The sequence below is a fragment of the Helicobacter sp. 13S00401-1 genome, from assembly GCF_002272925.1.
Taxonomy (GTDB): domain Bacteria; phylum Campylobacterota; class Campylobacteria; order Campylobacterales; family Helicobacteraceae; genus Helicobacter_I.
This window is the reverse complement of sequence record NZ_MLAR01000007.1, coordinates 1-17,395: the sequence shown is the minus strand read 5'-3', so window position 1 is coordinate 17,395 and position 17,395 is coordinate 1. Positions and strand designations below refer to the sequence as shown.

12 protein-coding genes are annotated in these 17,395 nt (G+C 35.2%); 5 read left to right on the top strand and 7 right to left on the bottom strand.

Annotated elements, in window-relative coordinates; all coding sequences use genetic code 11:
• Nucleotides 1–182: 182 nt before the first annotated feature.
• The gene (locus BKH43_RS04905; protein WP_095229185.1) at nucleotides 183–1,490 is read left to right on the top strand and encodes an RNA polymerase factor sigma-54; all 1,308 of its coding nucleotides are present in this window, start codon (nucleotides 183–185) and stop codon (nucleotides 1,488–1,490) included.
• 222 nt (nucleotides 1,491–1,712) lie between these two features.
• On the opposite strand, the gene BKH43_RS04900 is transcribed toward BKH43_RS04905, so the two are convergent.
• The 6 genes from BKH43_RS04900 to BKH43_RS04875 all read right to left on the bottom strand — a co-directional run bounded on the left by BKH43_RS04900 (nucleotide 1,713) and on the right by BKH43_RS04875 (nucleotide 10,914).
• On the bottom strand, nucleotides 1,713–3,992 hold the full coding sequence (locus BKH43_RS04900) for a TonB-dependent receptor (protein ID WP_095229183.1): 2,280 nt from the start codon (nucleotides 3,990–3,992) through the stop codon (nucleotides 1,713–1,715).
• A 1,190-nt stretch (nucleotides 3,993–5,182) separates the two neighbouring features.
• On the bottom strand, nucleotides 5,183–6,535 hold the full coding sequence (gene gdhA, locus BKH43_RS04895; RefSeq protein WP_095229181.1) for an NADP-specific glutamate dehydrogenase: 1,353 nt from the start codon (nucleotides 6,533–6,535) through the stop codon (nucleotides 5,183–5,185).
• A gap of 494 nt (nucleotides 6,536–7,029) precedes the next feature.
• The gene (locus tag BKH43_RS04890; protein WP_095229179.1) at nucleotides 7,030–7,668 is read right to left on the bottom strand and encodes an NYN domain-containing protein; all 639 of its coding nucleotides are present in this window, start codon (nucleotides 7,666–7,668) and stop codon (nucleotides 7,030–7,032) included.
• Nucleotides 7,669–8,076: 408 nt separating this feature from the next.
• Complete coding sequence (locus tag BKH43_RS04885; protein ID WP_095229177.1) at nucleotides 8,077–8,721, bottom strand: lactate utilization protein C; 645 nt, start codon at nucleotides 8,719–8,721, stop codon at nucleotides 8,077–8,079.
• Entirely contained in the window at nucleotides 8,714–10,165 is a 1,452-nt protein-coding gene (locus BKH43_RS04880; RefSeq protein ID WP_095229175.1) for a LutB/LldF family L-lactate oxidation iron-sulfur protein, read from the bottom strand. Before BKH43_RS04880 ends, BKH43_RS04885 begins: the two co-directional genes overlap by 8 nt.
• 11 nt (nucleotides 10,166–10,176) lie before the next feature.
• The gene (locus BKH43_RS04875) at nucleotides 10,177–10,914 is read right to left on the bottom strand and encodes a (Fe-S)-binding protein (protein ID WP_095229173.1); all 738 of its coding nucleotides are present in this window, start codon (nucleotides 10,912–10,914) and stop codon (nucleotides 10,177–10,179) included.
• 483 nt (nucleotides 10,915–11,397) lie between these two features.
• Here BKH43_RS04875 and BKH43_RS04870 point away from each other — a divergent pair, with 483 nt between their 5' ends.
• The 4 genes from BKH43_RS04870 (at nucleotide 11,398) to BKH43_RS04860 (ending at nucleotide 16,620) form a co-directional block, all read left to right on the top strand.
• Nucleotides 11,398–12,906, top strand: a complete 1,509-nt coding sequence (locus BKH43_RS04870; RefSeq protein WP_095229171.1) for an outer membrane family protein — start codon at nucleotides 11,398–11,400, stop codon at nucleotides 12,904–12,906.
• Nucleotides 12,907–13,170: 264 nt separating this feature from the next.
• A complete protein-coding gene (locus BKH43_RS04865; protein ID WP_095229169.1) occupies nucleotides 13,171–14,709 on the top strand; it encodes an outer membrane family protein in 1,539 nt (512 codons plus the stop codon).
• Between the two features lie 78 nt (nucleotides 14,710–14,787).
• Entirely contained in the window at nucleotides 14,788–14,910 is a 123-nt protein-coding gene (locus BKH43_RS08715) for a hypothetical protein (RefSeq protein WP_275542198.1), read from the top strand.
• A 201-nt stretch (nucleotides 14,911–15,111) separates the two neighbouring features.
• Nucleotides 15,112–16,620, top strand: coding sequence for an outer membrane family protein (locus tag BKH43_RS04860; protein ID WP_143429032.1), 1,509 nt, complete (start codon nucleotides 15,112–15,114; stop codon nucleotides 16,618–16,620).
• Nucleotides 16,621–16,705: 85 nt separating this feature from the next.
• On the opposite strand, the gene BKH43_RS04855 is transcribed toward BKH43_RS04860, so the two are convergent.
• Nucleotides 16,706–17,017 (bottom strand): thioredoxin family protein, encoded by a 312-nt coding sequence (locus BKH43_RS04855; protein WP_095229165.1) that lies wholly within the window; start codon nucleotides 17,015–17,017, stop codon nucleotides 16,706–16,708.
• Between the last annotated feature and the right edge of the window lie 378 nt (nucleotides 17,018–17,395).

The window sequence follows — 17,395 nt, the reverse complement described above, 5'->3', positions numbered from 1 at the left end:
TAAAAATGTATTACATGGTACCAAAATAACATTAAAAATTAACAAAATATTGATAAGTCATTAACTAATCTTAATAATTTTAAAGATTATTTTATTAGCCCCTAGGCTTAAATATAAAGCTTTTTACACTCTTGCGTGTGTTAAAATGCAAAAAAGATTAAACCGAAGTTGTAGGTAAGCTTGTGGCAAAACTTAAAACGCAAATATCAGCAAAAGTTAAACTTTCTTCTACGCTAAAAGGTTGGCTTCCTCTTCTCCAAAGCTCACTTACAGACCTAGAAAGCATCATATCAAAGATGAGTGAGGATAACCCATGCATAAACGTAGAAAGCAACTTTCAAACCTCACTAGAAGGAAGTCTAGCGCCCACTAGAAAGGCACAAAAAGAAATCTTTAGTGCTAAAAACTCCCTAAGTGATAAGATAGAAAGTTTAAGTACTTATGAAACTGGTTTATATGAGATTTTAAGCGATCAGATTATCCCCCCTCTTTTTCCAAGTCCTAAAAGTCAAAGCATAGCTTTTGAAATCATAGACAACTTAGATGAGGATGGTTACTTTGATGCAGATCTAGATTTTATAGTTGAAAGCTTAAAGGTTAAAGAAATCTATACTTTTAAAGAAGAAGTAGAGAGAATAAGACTTAGATTTAGTAGGCTTACTCCAACTGGCATAGGTGCAAAAGATGCTTTAGAATCTTTAATCTTTCAGCTTGATTCAAGTCCACTAGAAGGCAAAGACTACGACTTAGCAGCTAAGATTCTATCTAACTTGCAGTCTCACTCAAGCTATAAAGCCCAACCAAACTACGCCAAAGTTATGAATGTCATAAAACACTTTAAACGCCCACCAGCCATAGATTATAAAGCTAATGAAGGTGTTATCATCCCTGATTTGATTTTAGTGCAAGATAAGCACAACATAGAACTTAGGCTAAATGACGCTTACTATCCTAATATCTTTGCAACTAGTACAGAAAACACAAACAAAGAAGTACTTAAAGATACTTTTTTTAAAACAAAACTAAAAGAAGCTAGAGATTTAATAGATGCCCTAGATATGAGAAAAGCTACTTTGCGTAAAATTGGCCTTATGATCATAGAGTATCAGTATGACTTTTTTACAGGTGGGGAGATAAAGCCTATGAAGCTAAAAGATATAGCCGATGAGTTAAAGCACTCTCCAAGTACTATCTCACGTGCTATACAAAATAAGTTCTTAGAGTGTAACCGCGGCATCTTTCCTATAAAAAGCTTTTTTACAACAGCTATAGATGAAAATACAAGTAATGCAAGCATAAAAGATTTCTTACTAGAACTTATCAAAAATGAGAATAAAAAGCAGCCTCTAAGTGATGTTAAGATTCTAAGTCTTATAGAAGAAAAGTTTAATCTAAAAATAGTTAGACGAACTATCACAAAGTATAGAAAGCAGCTTAATATAGAAGGCTCAAGCCAAAGAAAGAAGATGTATAAAATAGCTTGCGAGTAAAGAGCTCTAATCTTTTTTATCCATCCATCACAAGCTTATAAATCTCTAGTTTTATTAGGCTTATTTAGAAGCAAATATCTAAAAGCTTATAAAAAAAGTAATTTTACCTATGATATAAAGCAATAAGTGCTGCCTTACTAACCTTACTAGTCTTACTTAATTACATTGCTTACTTGCCTTACTAACCTAGGTAGTAAGCCCTAGTTTAGTAAGCAACAAGCTCTAAAAGTTATAAGTTATAGAGCCATAGTAGCGTCTACCTTCACGCACATAGTTATAGGCATTTAGAGCATTAGCAGTAGTACCATTTGTTGCTAAAGGATCTCTTATTGTGTAGTCAAAGAAGTCTTGATTTAGTAAGTTGTTTATACCAAGGCTTATTTTTATACTTTGATGCTTATCTATCTTATAAGTATAGTTAGCTCCTATATGAAGTAAAAAGTAGTCTTTATAGTACTGGCTAACCCCTGCGTTTATGAAAGATTGTTGTTGGGCAAAGGAAGTTATCTCTTTTCTAAAAGTATCGCCTCTAAACTCTCCACGCAAGAAGATATTAAACTCATCTAGTATATAAGTTATGGCTGAGTTTAAAGTGTGAAGTGGTACATCTGTAAAAGGCACTCTGAATTGATTCCTAGCGCCTTGTGCTGGGATAGCTTCAGTTTTATTAAAGGTATAGCTTAGATTAAACTTGATATCACCAACTCCTACTCCTACTGGCTTAAGGCCAAAAAAGACTTCAGCTCCATAGCTTAAAGCACTGGATTGGTTTTCTTGAGTTTGACATCTATTAACATTACTATTTACTGCATTTCCATTAGATGTAGTTCTTATGGGAACACATATACCGCTTCCACCTGGCAAAGTACCTTGAGCAGCCACACTGACGTTACCTATCCTATCTCTAAAGTCTATGTAAAAGCCTGTTAGACTTGCTTCAAACCAGTCATTATCAGTACTTACTCCTAGCTCGTAGTTAGTAGAAGTCTCAGGACGAAGTGTTGGATTACCATAAACTAGCACTTGGCCTTGACCAGTTAGGTTTATAACGCCTGGCACTAGTTGATTAACATTAGGAGTTTTATAGCCTTGGGCCACTCCGCCTTTTATGGTCAACCACTCTAGTGGGTTATAGACTAGATAAACTCTAGGAGAGTTGTTAAATCCAAAGACTGAGTTGTAATTAATCCTATCTCCTAAGGTTAAAAGAAGATTGTCAATTATTTCTATCTGGGCTTCAGCAAAGATGGCTGCGTTGTGCTGGTATATAAAAGAAGTACCTGGTATAAGTCTATCATTCATAGAGTTAAACCAGTAGCGACCACCTACTGTAAGCTTAACTGTTTCATAGTCAAACTTAGTATTTTGATCTAGTATCACATCTAGCCCATAGATATCTCTTGACTGCCCAACTAAATGTCTTTCAGCAGGTCTATTAGTAAAGATATCAGCAGTTAGCTCTCTTCCAAAGTTAGAAGCGTAGTTTAACTGCAAGCTAGTATCAGTAGATATGCGTCTTAAAAGTCCTCCTACTTCATACCTTCCATCATGGGCTGCTATAGCATTAAGCCTATCAAAAGTTAAAGATGGGCCATAGCCTGCACCTATAGTTCCTAGCTGACTTTGAGAGTTATCATACCACTGACTAGCCCAGTCTAGATCTATATAACCGCTATTTTGCGCATCTGGACTATAGATAAGTCTACTACCTATATTATAGATATTAGCCTCTGAAAGTCCTACTACTGTGTTTCTTGCAGCAGCATTTATACCAGCAGCATTAAATCTAAGCGTTGGAATCCTTTTAAAGTCATTAACATTAACTTTAGTTCTATAAAACTCTCTAGCCCTTAAAGTTAGCCCCCAGTGTTTGGCCTTATCTAAAGGCCCTGCTGTGTAAAGTCCAAGTGAGGCAGTATTACCAAAAGCCCTATCTTCATTTACAAGTCCATCTAATGTTATACTCCCACCCCATCTATCAAAGTTCTTTTTAGTGATGATATTTACTACCCCACCGATTGCATCACTTCCATAAAGAGTACTCATAGGCCCTCTTATAACTTCTATACGTTCAATTGCAGCAAGTGGGGGCATAAAGGCAGTTAAGGTTTCTGAAAAGCCATTAGGAAGGGTTCCTGTGGTGACATTAAGCCTTTTACCATCTTGTAAAAAGAGAGTATAGGCTTGAGGCATACCTCTTATAGTTATACCCCAACCTCCTGTCTTGCCTACACCACTATCAATGGAAACGCCTGGTACATCTTGCAAGGCTTCAGCTATATCTCTAACTGGTGTAGCGCTTAGTTCTTCAGGTGTGACTACAGAGATAGAAGCTGGTGCCTGGCTGATATTTTGTTCAAACCCACTAGCAGTAGCTACTACTCTATCTAGTCTAGTGTGGTGTGTGTTTTTAGAATCTTTTTCTTTTTCATCTGTGTTAGAAATATCATCTTGCGCGAAGAGTAGCCCTAGCGTTAGGGCTAAAGTTGCGTATTTTTTCATAAGCCACCTTTTATAATAATAATTGTAATTTTTATTAATCTAAATATTAATAGTGATTATTATAAGTGTCTAACTGAAGTATGTAAAGATTAGTTGATATTAAGTAAATACTTTCTTAACTTATAGGCTAGTAAAAGCTACTCTTGACATATTATTGACAGATTAGATAAGAAATGCTTTACTGTATACACAGATTTAGTAAAATATTTATTTACTATAATTTTTATTAGCTTGCTTTTAGCAAGTATCATAATTTACTAGCAAAAGTTACAAATCATCATTTTTATAGGCAGTAGTACTTTTCTTACAATCCTTACAATCTATCATGTGCTAAGGGTATGTAAAATACCCTGTGGCAAGTCTTGTGTGTGAGAAGCACAAGTTTCTTATCGCAAAATCTACTTTTAAAAATCTTTGTCTTTTGGTAAGGGGGGCCCCTATCTTAAGCTAGGCGCTCCCCCTCCTCTTATCCCCCTAGTTTTTATTTTATAAAATATTGCCTAGTAGTCATCTCCGCAAGCTTGTTTTTGCTTACACACAAAAACAAAAGACAAAATATTAGATTGCTAAGTCATGGATTCTCTACTCCTAGCAATGATAAAACAAATATTACTTGGCCCTTCCCTTAGTTCACGCTAAAAAGAGGCTTTCTCAAAAAAAGCCCTAGTTGTTTATAACAACTAGTGCTAGTTTCAAGGAAGCACACACTTTCGCAGGCTTGCAGGGAGTGAAGAGGAGATAAATCCCTTTTTCAAGGAAGCTTACGTTTTCAAGGAAGCTTACGCTTTCGAGGAAACTTCGTTTTTATTAAAAGAAAAACATATACATAAGAAAAAATAAAAAAAAAGAAAGTGTTGGAATAAAGATTTAGTTAATAGTGCAAAGAGATTGAAACTGCCTATATAAAATAATCTAAATCTTAACTATTTTATAAAATCACTATGATGCAAAAAATAAGTAGTAGCAAAGCAGCATAGAAACTCTTAGCAAGGTAAAGTTAGAATCTAGATTCTAAAAGAAATAATATTTAGCAGTGATTTAAAGGCTTATAGATTTGATAATTGCGTAGCTTATTAAGGTGATGATTAAAAGATAAAATAGCCTCTTACTTTCTTAAGTGGAAGTTAGATTCTAACTCCCATCTTTAAAGCCAAGACTATATAAATAAAGCTATATAAAAAGTAAGTTTCCTAGTAGATACCTAGATCTATCATGGTATTAGCAACTTTTCTAAAACCTGCGATATTTGCACCCATAACCAGGTTAGTTGGATCTCCAAACTCGCGTGCTGCTGCGTCTGAGATAGTAAAGATATGTTTCATAATGTTTTGAAGCTGGCTATCAACAGTCTCAAAACTATCTCTTTGCATACGTGAGTTTTGGCTCATCTCTAAAGCACTAACTCCAACACCTCCAGCATTTGCTGCCTTTGCTGGTCCAAAGGCAATCTTTGCTTTTAAAAACTCATTTATAGCTTCTAGTGAAGAAGGCATATTAGCACCTTCACTTACACACTTACAGCCATTTGCTAGTAGAACTTTTGCATCTTCGCCATTTAACTCATTTTGAGTAGCTGAAGGGAAGGCTGCAAATACTGGTACATCCCATACTGCATTTCTTCCTTTAGGGTACTTAGATACTGGAGTGAAAGTAGCTTCTTTTCTATGTTTTACATAGCTTTCTATCCTCTCTCTTTTTACCTCTTTTATCTCTTTTAAAAGGGCTACATCTATACCTTTTGGATCATAGATCATACCACTTGAGTCACTTGCAGTAACTGGTAAAGCGCCAAGTTGGTGAAGTTTTTGTATGGTGTAGATTGCAACATTTCCACTGCCTGAAACTGAGCAAGTTTTACCTTTTAAGCCTTCATTTCTAGCTTTTAGCATCTCTTCTGCAAAATAAACACAACCATAGCCTGTAGCTTCAGTCCTAACCAAACTTCCACCCCAGTTTAGCCCCTTACCTGTAAGTACACCTGTGTGCTCATTAGCCAGTCTTTTATACTGCCCAAAAAGATAGCCTATCTCACGTCCACCTACACCTATATCACCTGCTGGTACGTCAGTATTAGGCCCTATATGGCGGAAAAGCTCGCTCATAAAGCTTTGGCAAAAACGCATGATCTCACCATCACTCTTACCCTTAGGGTCAAAGTCGCTTCCTCCCTTACCGCCACCTATGGCCTCGCCAGTAAGTGAGTTTTTAAAAATCTGCTCAAATCCTAAGAACTTAATCACACCCTCATCAACACTAGGATGGAATCTTAATCCACCTTTATAAGGCCCTATAGCTTGACTAAACTCTATCCTATAGCCTTGATTAACTTGTACTTTGCCTTTATCATCAACCCAAGTTACGCGAAAGTGTATCTGTCTATCTGGAGTTACTAACCTCTCTAAAATTGCATTTTGTTCGTATTTAGATTCTTTATCAAGTAAGGGTTTAATAGTAGTTAAAACCTCTTCTACTGCTTGGTGAAAAACGCCTTGACTTGGAAACCTTTCTTTAATGTGTTTTAGTACTTTTTGTGAGTATGACACGCTGAACTCCTTTGTGTGGTAAATGAATCTATGATGTCATATTTTGTTTAATATTAAGTTTTGCTTAATGCTACTAAACATTACGAGACATCGTCACATTCTACTCAGTTAAGTTTAAGAAAAACTTACAAGTTAACTAAACACCATATGTGTTGTATAGTCTTTGTAGAATATACATATTTTATATGTAGAGTTTTGTAATGATTACAAACTTAAAAAAGGAGATATCCTTAAGTTTTGCTACATTAGACTTACTTAAAGGCTTAATTTATATAAACATCTTAGTTTATAGAATCTAATATCTTTTCATTATTAAAAGAGATTGAAGGAGATAAAGTATAGATTATGACAGTCTATAAGGAAGATAGAATCTAAATGTAATCTAGATTCTGTAAAGTTATAAATCTCTAGCAACTTGTGAGTTTTTTAACACACAAAATTGCCACGCTAATATAAAACCTACCACTTAACACATGGCAATGTAAAAAAACATCCTACTTTTGTAGTTCTTGCATCTTGCTTGCTATGTAGCTGACTATATTCTCACAACTTCTTGTTCGGATTAAGTCTGAGTGTTTCATAAGCTCAGAGTTCATATCAAAGCCCTCTTTTATGTTAGCAAGCAAGGTTATAACTCCTTGTGTTCTAGCACACTTTAAAGCAGGCACTAAATCTATATCTTTTGAAAAGATTAAGATTCTATCTGCTAGTTTGTTATAGACTACGTGGGCTATATCAAGCCCTAAAAGCATATCAACTTGCTTTTGGATAAATATTGGCTTACCACCTTCATCAAAACCTCTAAACTTTGATATACCAAGCCTAGAAGCAACGTAGGGCTGTTTAACTATGTTATCTAAAAACTCTTTTGCATACTGTGGGATTCTAGGTTTTATCTCCACACTAGCACTCATGTTATCATCCATATCAATGGGTGGTGCAGTATAAAAAAATATCTTTTGTAAGTCATCATCTTTTTCTATGAAAGAGTAGATTAAAGCCATGATGTGTGTAGCATTGTTATAATTTAGGGTAGTCTTATTAAAATGCATGCATTTTTTATCTTTTTGTATCTTTTCTATCTCCTTTCTTAGGTTCTCCCAGTCTATGAAGATAACGACTTTCTTTTTCATGTAATATCCTTAAAATGCGTTTTGTGTAGCTTAGCTATTGAAAATAACCCCTATTTTTAACAGTGTAACTATTTCCTAAGGATACTTAAGTTTCTAAAACTATTGGAGTAAAAGTTCCATCTTATTTTTAAATATTTGCTTTTTTATAGATTCTAAATCACTAAAGTGTAACTATAGGCCAACTTTCATAGCTATGTCCAAAATGAGTAAAGCTACTAAAAGTTACTTATTAAGAAGAAATATATAAGCTATCTATCTATATAAAAAGATCCCCTAAGCTAAAAAAGGGCTTTTTAAACTTAGGGAAATGAAGTGGATTTGTAAACTAGGTAGCCTTAAAGGATAGTTTTTAAATATCTACCCTTTAAAACTACTTCAATAAAAACTTGCTTAAAGCGTGCTTAAAAACTAATATAAAACTACGTACACATTCCTTGGACCATGTACTCCTAAAACTGTTTTTAGCTCTATATCAGCAGTCCTACTTGGGCCTAATATAAAGACTATATTAGTAGGAAGGTGGCCATCTTTTCTAGAGCCTTTTAAAACATTTATAGCTTCAAAGAGGTTAGGCAAAATGCTTTCTTTTTTAAGCAAGATTATACAGCTACTAACTATAAGGCTAGCAAGGCGCGGATTTTCTTCATTAGTAGCAATCCCTATAATGCCTAGGTTAGCCACACCAACATCAGCATGGATGATACTAAAGTCTATATTAAAAAGATCACTTCTTTGCTCTTCTACACTCTTATCATAAACTATCTTATTTGCAAACTCTATAGAATCTGCAGGCAAAACAGATTCTATATTTTTAGCAATAAGTAGTCTTTCTGCTTTAAGATCAGCTAAAAGCTTACTTACATCTTCTTTTAAGGTCTCTTTACTAGAAAGTAAGACTTCGCCTTTATTAGCCTCTTGATACTCTACATAGGCGTCTACTAGTCTATCTCTATCATAGATCATATGATCGTTATGTTCTACTTTAACCTCTAATATAGGGTTAGCTTTTAAGGCATCTTTTATCTTGCCATATATATCTTCTCTACTACTCATAGATGACCCCTTTCATATGTTTAACTTTTGAGTTTAAGTTCCCACTCATCTCTGGGAAAGAGTGATTAAGCAGCCACTTATTAAGTATAGGTATCATCCTACCTACTGGCTTAGCAAGTGGGGCTAGAGTTGCCATTGTCATAGCAAAGCGCCACTTAGATCCACTGCTTGCAAAGCTAGCAAAACCTTCCATTATCTTTTTTTCTGTGGAGTTAACTTTGGTGTTTTTATAGCCTGCTATCTTGCCTTCATACTCGTGTGCTTTTTCAGCCCTTAAGTCACGGATTAAATCAGCTAGTGGAATCTTAACTGGGCAGACTTCATTACATCTATTACAAAGACTGCAAAGATTTACAATTGGCGATACATTATCAAGTCCAAAAAGTTGAGGGCTTATAACTTCTCCTATAGGTCCTGGATAAGTACTTAAGTAAGCATGTCCTCCTATTTTGTCATAGACTGGACAGTGGTTTAAGCAAGTACCACATCTTATACAACTTAGTGCTTTCCAGTAGTGAGGCTGAGAAAGCATATTAGATCTATTATTATCTAACATTACTACGTGTACTTCTTTTGGCCCATCTAACTCACCTTCTTTTCTAGGGCTTGAGATAATGTTGTTATAGCAAGTAATGGTTGCTCCTGTTGCTGAAGGAACTAGCAAAGTATCTAGTATACAAGCATCTTCAAAGCTTTCAACTATTTTTTCTATACCACAGATTGCTACGTGTATATCACAAGCTGTAGTACTCATCCTTCCATTACCTTCATTTTCAACTAGCCACAGTGCACCTTCATTAGCTATAGCAAAGTTTACGCCAGAAATCCCCATCTTAAAGCCTTCAAACTCTTTTCTTAGATGTTTTCTAGCTATCTTATTTAACTCTTCAGGCTCACTTACATACTCACTTCCTAGTTTATCTACAAAGATTTGCCCTATCTGATTTCTATTTTTATGGATGGCAGGAACTACTATATGAACTGGCGGCTCATCTATAAGCTGGATGATAAGCTCTCCTAAGTCAGTCTCTACTGCTTTTATACCCTTTTCTTGCAAGTAAGCATTAAGCTGTATCTCTTCACTAGCCATAGACTTACCTTTAAGTATGGTAGTAACTTGTCTGTCTACAGCTAGTTTTAAAATTATTTCATTAGCTTCATCTGGTGTGCTTGCCCAGTGAACTTTTATGCCATTTTTGGTAGCTTTTTCTTCAAAATTTGCAAGTAAAGTATCAAGATTCCTTAAAGCATTTTGTTTTATTTTACTGCCCTCTTCTCTTAGACCTTCCCAGTCAAAGTATCTTGTGGCGATTAGTTTTTTTCTATTAGTCTTTAAAGTATCCATACCAGACTTTAAGTTAGCTCCTAGTTGTTTATCAGCTAGTTTTTGTTTTACTTTGTCGTGATACTCTTGCTTTGAGTGGTATATAGAATGTCTACTCATATCTATCTCCTTTATGCTATCTGTATACGTTTAGCTAAAAAATCATAAAAATGCATAGTTGGAAGCTCATATCCTTGCTTTTTCATAGCACCTGATATATTTAAAAGACAGCCCGCATCAGCGGCTAATAGTATATCTACGTCTCTACTTTTTATGTCTGCTATCTTATTTGTTACTAAGGCTTCATTAAGCTCAGGCTCTTTAACTGCAAAAGTTCCACCAAAGCCACAGCACTCTTCTTCTCTTTCAAGTTCTATGAGTTCAACATTAGATAAAGACCTTAAGATATTTTTAGCACTAGGTATGCACTTAGCAACACGTAAGGCATGGCAGTTTGAGTGCCATGTAACTTTTATCTTTTCTCCCATATCTCTAGTATCATACTTTACTTGCAAGACAGAATCTAAATACTCACTTAACTCATACATTCTTGATTGAAACTTTCTTACCTCATCTATCTCTGGTCTTCCTTCAAAAAGCTCTTCATAATCTTTTCTCATAACTCCAGCACAAGACCCACTTATAGTAACTATAGGATAGTCTCCTTCAAAAACTTTTATATTATGAAGAGCTATTTTCCTACTTTCTTCATAGTAACCACTGTTAAAACTTGGCTGCCCGCAGCAAGTTTGATCTTTTTTGAAGATAACTTCAACGCCTGCATCTTGTAGTAGCTTAATGGCGTTCACGCAAGTATCTGCGTATACAGCACTACCTACACAGGTAGCGAAAAAATAAACTTTTGACATTTTCTTCCTTTCTCAATGTTAATTTTCAAAAGATTAACTATAAAGTAAATTAAAAGCAAGGCTTTTAGAACAATTAAAAATAATTTTTGATCAAAGATAAGAAACGCAACCTAAGTACAACTTACTTACTAAACAAAAGCTAAACATTGCTTTCATGGGAATCTTTAGCCCTTTAATTGTTACTAATCGTAAAAAATGAGAAAATATCACCAAAAAATATATCTTTTGTGTATTTATGAACTTAAATTAACTCTTTCATGATTTAAATCAAGGACTTTTTATAACTTCTCATTATGCATGAGTCCTAAAATAGCACTCCTACCTAACAAATAAATATTATCAAGGAAAATTTACATTTTTTTAAAAAACGACTTGTATTCGCATACTCGTACACACAAGATTAAATGAAGGTTAAATGATGTTGACATCAAATTATCCCTAGTACTAAAATGAGCACAACCCAAAATAACATAAGGAGTTTTCATGAAAGCTGTTTTTCTAAAAGGTACTTTTTTAGTATTAGCCGCAAGTCTAGTAGGAACCTTAACCTTTGGTGCTGATGCTACTAGCTCTACTAGTACTACTACTGTAAAAAGACCTATGGTTATGGTAGATGGTTATGTAGGAACCTTCTCAAAGTTTGGTTTTAACAACACACCAGTAGATGCCACTAAAGATAAATATCCTACAGAATCTTTCACTAGTCTTATAACTCAACTAGATTTAAACATAGATCCTAGTCAAAAATTTGGCTGGGAGGATACTTCTTTAACTTTTGATATAGGGGCTACTTTAGGTGGACTAGCTTATGACTCAACTAAGTTTGATAACAATGGCACTAATGGAGGTGGACTAGCTTTTAACTACTTTGGTTATCGTGATGGCTACTTTAGAAATGCTCAAGTTGCAACTGGTAATAACACTAGAAACATCATAGTTCATAACGCTTATGTAGACTTTAAAAGTAAGTACTTTGACTTTAAGGGCGGTCGTTATGAATCTGATGCTGACTACTTAAGTGGTTACAACCAAGGTTTTAGTACTGATGTGCACTATAAGTTTGGTGGCAACAATGAAGCCAAACTTTGGTGGATGAGCTCATGGGGAAGAGGGCTAGCTTATAGTAGATGGTTTTATGACTTCTACTCAGAAAGTGGTGGCTGGCAAAAAGATAACTTTAGTGGCCTACACTTTGCAGGACTTGATCTAACTTTTGCTAATGCTGATAATACTAGAAACATCCTTATAAGACCTTTTGTAGAGTTTGCTAATAATATCTTCACACAAGTTGGTGGTAAAGTAGTAGCTACTTTTGGAGATTATAACTTTAAGTCAAAAACTCACCTTCAAGGCTACTGGGTAGGTCTAACTAACGCTATGATGGCTGATCCTTCTATGTTAGGTGCAACAGGAACTGGGGTTAATGCAAAACTATTTGGCGAAACTCTAGATCAAAACAGTTTCAACCTTGCCTTAGTTCAAACCTTTTATGTTAAAGACTTTGACTTTGGTTTAGGACTATATAAAAACTTTGGCTTTGCTAATGCCATCATAGGTACTACAGGTAATGCAAGCTTTAACACTTACGTAGATGTAAATGCAAACTCAGTTTATGCCTATGGAAGAGACTACATTAACGCCCTAGCAAGAAATGCCTTCACAGTTTATGGCTTTGTAGGTGGTACTCATAATGTAGGTATAGGTAATCTAACTTGGAATCTTCAGTACAGAAATACTGTAGCTCCAAGAGCTAATGAAAACTCAGTCTCTCTTGATATCTATCAACAGTTTAAAGACTTTGGCGTAGGCTTAAACCTAGTGTACTTAGGGGTTAATACTAATGCAGGTTATGCAGTAGGACCTCTATTTACTGGTAATGCCGCAACCTTAGCTAAAAGATATGATGATAGAAGCCATGCTTACTTCTATATAGACTACAAATTCTCAAGTGGAGTTAGAAACTTTATGAAAACATCTTATACAAAAATATAAGATAACTAAATCTTTACTTTTTTAACTAAACTTACTCCTTATAATGATCTAGTTTTTTATAGCTAGATCATTTTTATACTACTTTTATACAGCTTATTTTTACTTTCATCACCTTTTTTCGTTATTTTTAGCTTAAATAAAACTTAAAAAGCTACTTTTAATTTGCTAGCATTTTTACATAAATGTTCATTAAATGATATTGACATCATCCACTCTTAGTACTACAATGTAATACACCCAAAACAATATTTACAGGAGTAGATTATGAGAAGTATATTTACAAAAGGAAGTGTTTTAGTCTTAGCTGCTAGCTTAGTTGGGACTCTTGCATTTGGAGAAGGAAGCGCTAATGTAAATCAGGCTGGAGTTGCTAAAAGACCTATAGTGATGCTAGATGGCTACGTAGGGACTTTTTCGAAGTTTGGGCTTAATGATCAAAGTATAGATAACAAAACTGGCCAGTACCCTACAGAATCTTTTACTAGCCTTATAACTCAACTAGACTTAAACATAGACCCTAGTGAAAAACTAGGTTGGGAAGATACTTCTTTGACCTTTGATATAGGAGCTACTTTAGGTGGACTAGCCTATGACTCAACTAAGTTTGCTGATAACTCTGGTTTTAGTGGAGCTGATGGAACAGGTGGTCTAGGCTATAACTATGTTGGTTACTGGGGAGGCTATATAAATCAAGGTGCAAATGGTAATAATGCAAGAAATATAATGGTACATAATGCTTACTTAAACTTCAAAAGTAAGTACTTTGACTTCCAAGGTGGAAGGTATGAATCTAAAATTGACTACTTTAGTGGCTACACTCAAGGCTTTACTACTAGTGTGCACTTTAAGTTTGCAGGAGATCATGAAGCAAGATTCTGGTGGCAAAGCTCATGGGGAAGGGCTCAAGCATATAGCGAGTGGCTATATGACTACTACGCCCCAACTGCAGGCTGGGAAAACACAGGTAGAAGTGTAGCTAACAACCCTAACTTAAAAGGTGTTCATGCAGGTGGTATAGATATAAAAGTGCAAAACGCAGATGGTAGTCATAACGTGCTTTTAAGACCTTTTGTCTACTTTACACCAGGCGTTTTTACAGCAGTAGGTGGTAAAGCAGTAGCAGCTTATGGTAATAGTGACTTTAAGTCTACTACCACACTTCAAGGCTACTGGGTAAAAGTTGCCAATGAAGAGTGGAATCTAGCAGGTACTCCTGGCAACTTACAATTAATAGATGGAATCCGTTATGCTAAAGGACAAGTCATAGATCAAAACAGCTACAACCTAGCCCTAATCCAAAAGTTCAATATGAAAAACTATGACTTTGGATTTGGACTGTATAAAAACTTTGGCATGGCTAATGCCTACATGGGTTCAATAGGTAATAGTGCTTTAAGCGATATAGATGTTTACTCAAACTCAGTTTATGAGATAGGACAGTCTCTTTCAGCAGTAGTTGGAAGGAGGGCTTTTACTTCTTATCTATGGGTTGGTGGTAATCATGATGTTAAGATAGGCACTCTAACTTGGCGTTTACAAGGAAGATACACTACTAGTGATAGAGCAGAAGAGCCAGCTTTAACTCTAGATCTTTATCAACAATTCAAAATGTTTGGTGTAGGTTTCACTGCTGAATGGATGAGAGATTATACTAATAGAGGCTTTATGGTAGGCTCTTACAATAAAGTAGCTAGCAACTTCGCTCCACGCGTTGATGATAGAAGCCATATCTATTTTTATATAGACTATAAATTCTCTTCAGGAGTAAAAGCCTTTATGAGAAAGTCTTATAAAAAAGTATAAGTTTTTATCTAGCAAGCTTTAAGGTGGATAGATAGATTTAAACTTACCATGCGCTAAGTAAGTGTGTAACTTGCAGCCATGGCAAGCTTTATCTATGAAAAGCTAGATTCTATAAAAACTGCATTTTTTAGTGTTAGATTACCTAGCCTCTTAAAAGCTAGTTTTGCAAGTAAAAGTAAAATCATCATACTAGATACTTAAAGTTTGCCTTACCCTACCCTAATCTTTTTTCTTAGTGATAGTGTATAAAAAAGTAAGATATTATAAAATTTACGTTTCAAAAGGTAAATATATCCTTCTATATACATATCATTATAAACACAATCTAAATAAATATTGACATTAAAAAACTAACTCACTAGAATAATTACACATTACAAAATATTGCTTAAGGGGGATTTAGTGAAAGGTAGTTTAATGACAAATGCAGGAGTGCTACTAGCAGCAAGTTTAGTTTTTTCTTTAGGCTATGCTGATGAGAGTATGAGTGTGAAGAAAGAAAGTAAGCCTATGATTAGGATAGATGGATATGCTGGATCTTTTTCAAAGTTTGGCTTTAATAACCAGCCTGTAAATAATGCAAAAGGCCAGTATCCTACAGAATCTTTTTCGACCATGGTTGGCCAACTAGACTTAAATATAGACCCTAGTGAGAAGTTTGGCTGGGAGGATACATCTATCACCTTTGATGTAGGTGTAACTGCTGGGGGGTTAATCTATGATTCCACTAAGTTTATCAACAATGATGGTTTTGACCAGGCTAGTCCAGTAGGTGGCTTAAACTATAACTTCATAGGTTACTGGGGTGGATATAGCAACACACTAAACCCAGATGGAATCCACACTAGAAATATAGTCATACATAATGCCTATGTAGACTTTAAAAGCAAGTACTTTGACTTTAAGGGAGGTCGCTTTGCCTCAGATGCTGACTACTTAAGTGGTCATATGCAAGGTATAAAAACTAGTGTGCATTCTAAGTTTTTAGGAAACAATGAAGCTAGACTTTGGTGGGTAAGCTCTTTTGGAAGAGCCTTTGCTGATAGTCAGTGGCTTTATGACTACTATGCCCCAACTGCTATATATCAAAACTATGATGTTAATGGAAAAAGATACTACAACCTTAGTGGTATACACATAGGAGGTCTAGACCTAACACTATCAAATGAAGATGGTTCTAAAAGCTTACTTATAAGACCTTTCACTCAGTTTATGGTAAATATCGCTACTGCAGTTGGTGGAAAAGTAGTAGGAACTTACACATGGGGAGATCTAAAGTCTACTACTCAACTTATGGGCTATGGAGTTTACATACAAGATAAACAGTGGAATCTAGCACGTGGGTTAGAGCGCATTAATGGTGTTCGCTACTATAGAGGTCAAAAAATCGATCGCTATAGCTATAACATCTCGCTAATGCAAACTTTCAACTTACATGACTATAACTTTGGTCTTGGGCTTTATAAAAACTTCGGCTATGCTAATGCATATGTAGGCACTATAGGTAATAAGGGCTTAAAGTTTGACTTTTGGACTTCAAGTGTGTACGAGATAGGCCAGTCACTTTCAGATGCTGTATCTAGAAATGCTTTTAATGCTTACTTGTGGGTAGGTGGTACTCATAATGTACACATAGGTGACTTTACTTGGACCTTGCTTGGACGCTACACAACTAGCACTAGGAGTGATGAGCAGTCTATCTATCTTGATATGTATCAGTCACTTAAAAACTTTGGAGTTGGTCTAAGATTTGAGTACTTTAGAGATGTTACAAATCAAGGTTATAAGGTTGGCTCTTATAGCAAAGTAGCAGATAATTTTGAGGGCAGGACAGATGATAGAAGTAGCGTCTTTCTTTATATAGACTATAAGTTTTCTACTGGTATAGGGTCTTTTTCTAAAAATATATAAAAGTTTGCTAGGAGGAAAAACCTTCCAAAAGCCTTCTAGCTCTTGAAAAGCTTAGATTCTATGAGATATAGAATCTAATTTATCATTAAAGTAAAGATTTTAAAGCATCTTCTATAGGTGTTCTTGAAGCTGGCTCTACTAGTCTAGTGCCTACTTCTACACCATCTTTATAAAATATTATAGTTGGGATTCTTTTTATGCCTAGGCTATCTTTTAAAGCTTCTTCTTCTGAAAAGTCTACTTCATAAAACTTTGCCTTACCAGCATACTCCTTGCTCATCGCTTCTACCACAGGTTTGATACGTCTGCAGTCTGGACACCAGTTAGCGCCTACGTCTACTACTACTACACCGCTTTTTATAGCATCGTTATAAGTTGATTGAACTAAGTTTTCCATGATGGGTAACTCCTTTATTAATATGAAAGCAATGATACAAGTCATAGATTAACAAAAATCAACAATATTTTTTAACACATCATTTTTTATAAGCAGTTCCAATCTCTTTACACTATTAACTAAATCTTTATTCCAACACTTTCTCTTTCACACTGTTTATTATTTGCATGTTTTTTCTAACCAAAGCGAAGCTTCCTTAAAAATAAAAAATTATATATATGCAAATTATTCCACTAAAATGTGCCCGTTAGCTCGCCCGTTTCGTGGTGTAAAAATCACGAGAAAAGTGAGCAGTAGTGCGAACGCGTGATTTTTGCTAGAAACGTAATTAGCGAGGCCCTCCCCTTGGCTCACGCCGAAAAAGGCTTTCTTTTAAGA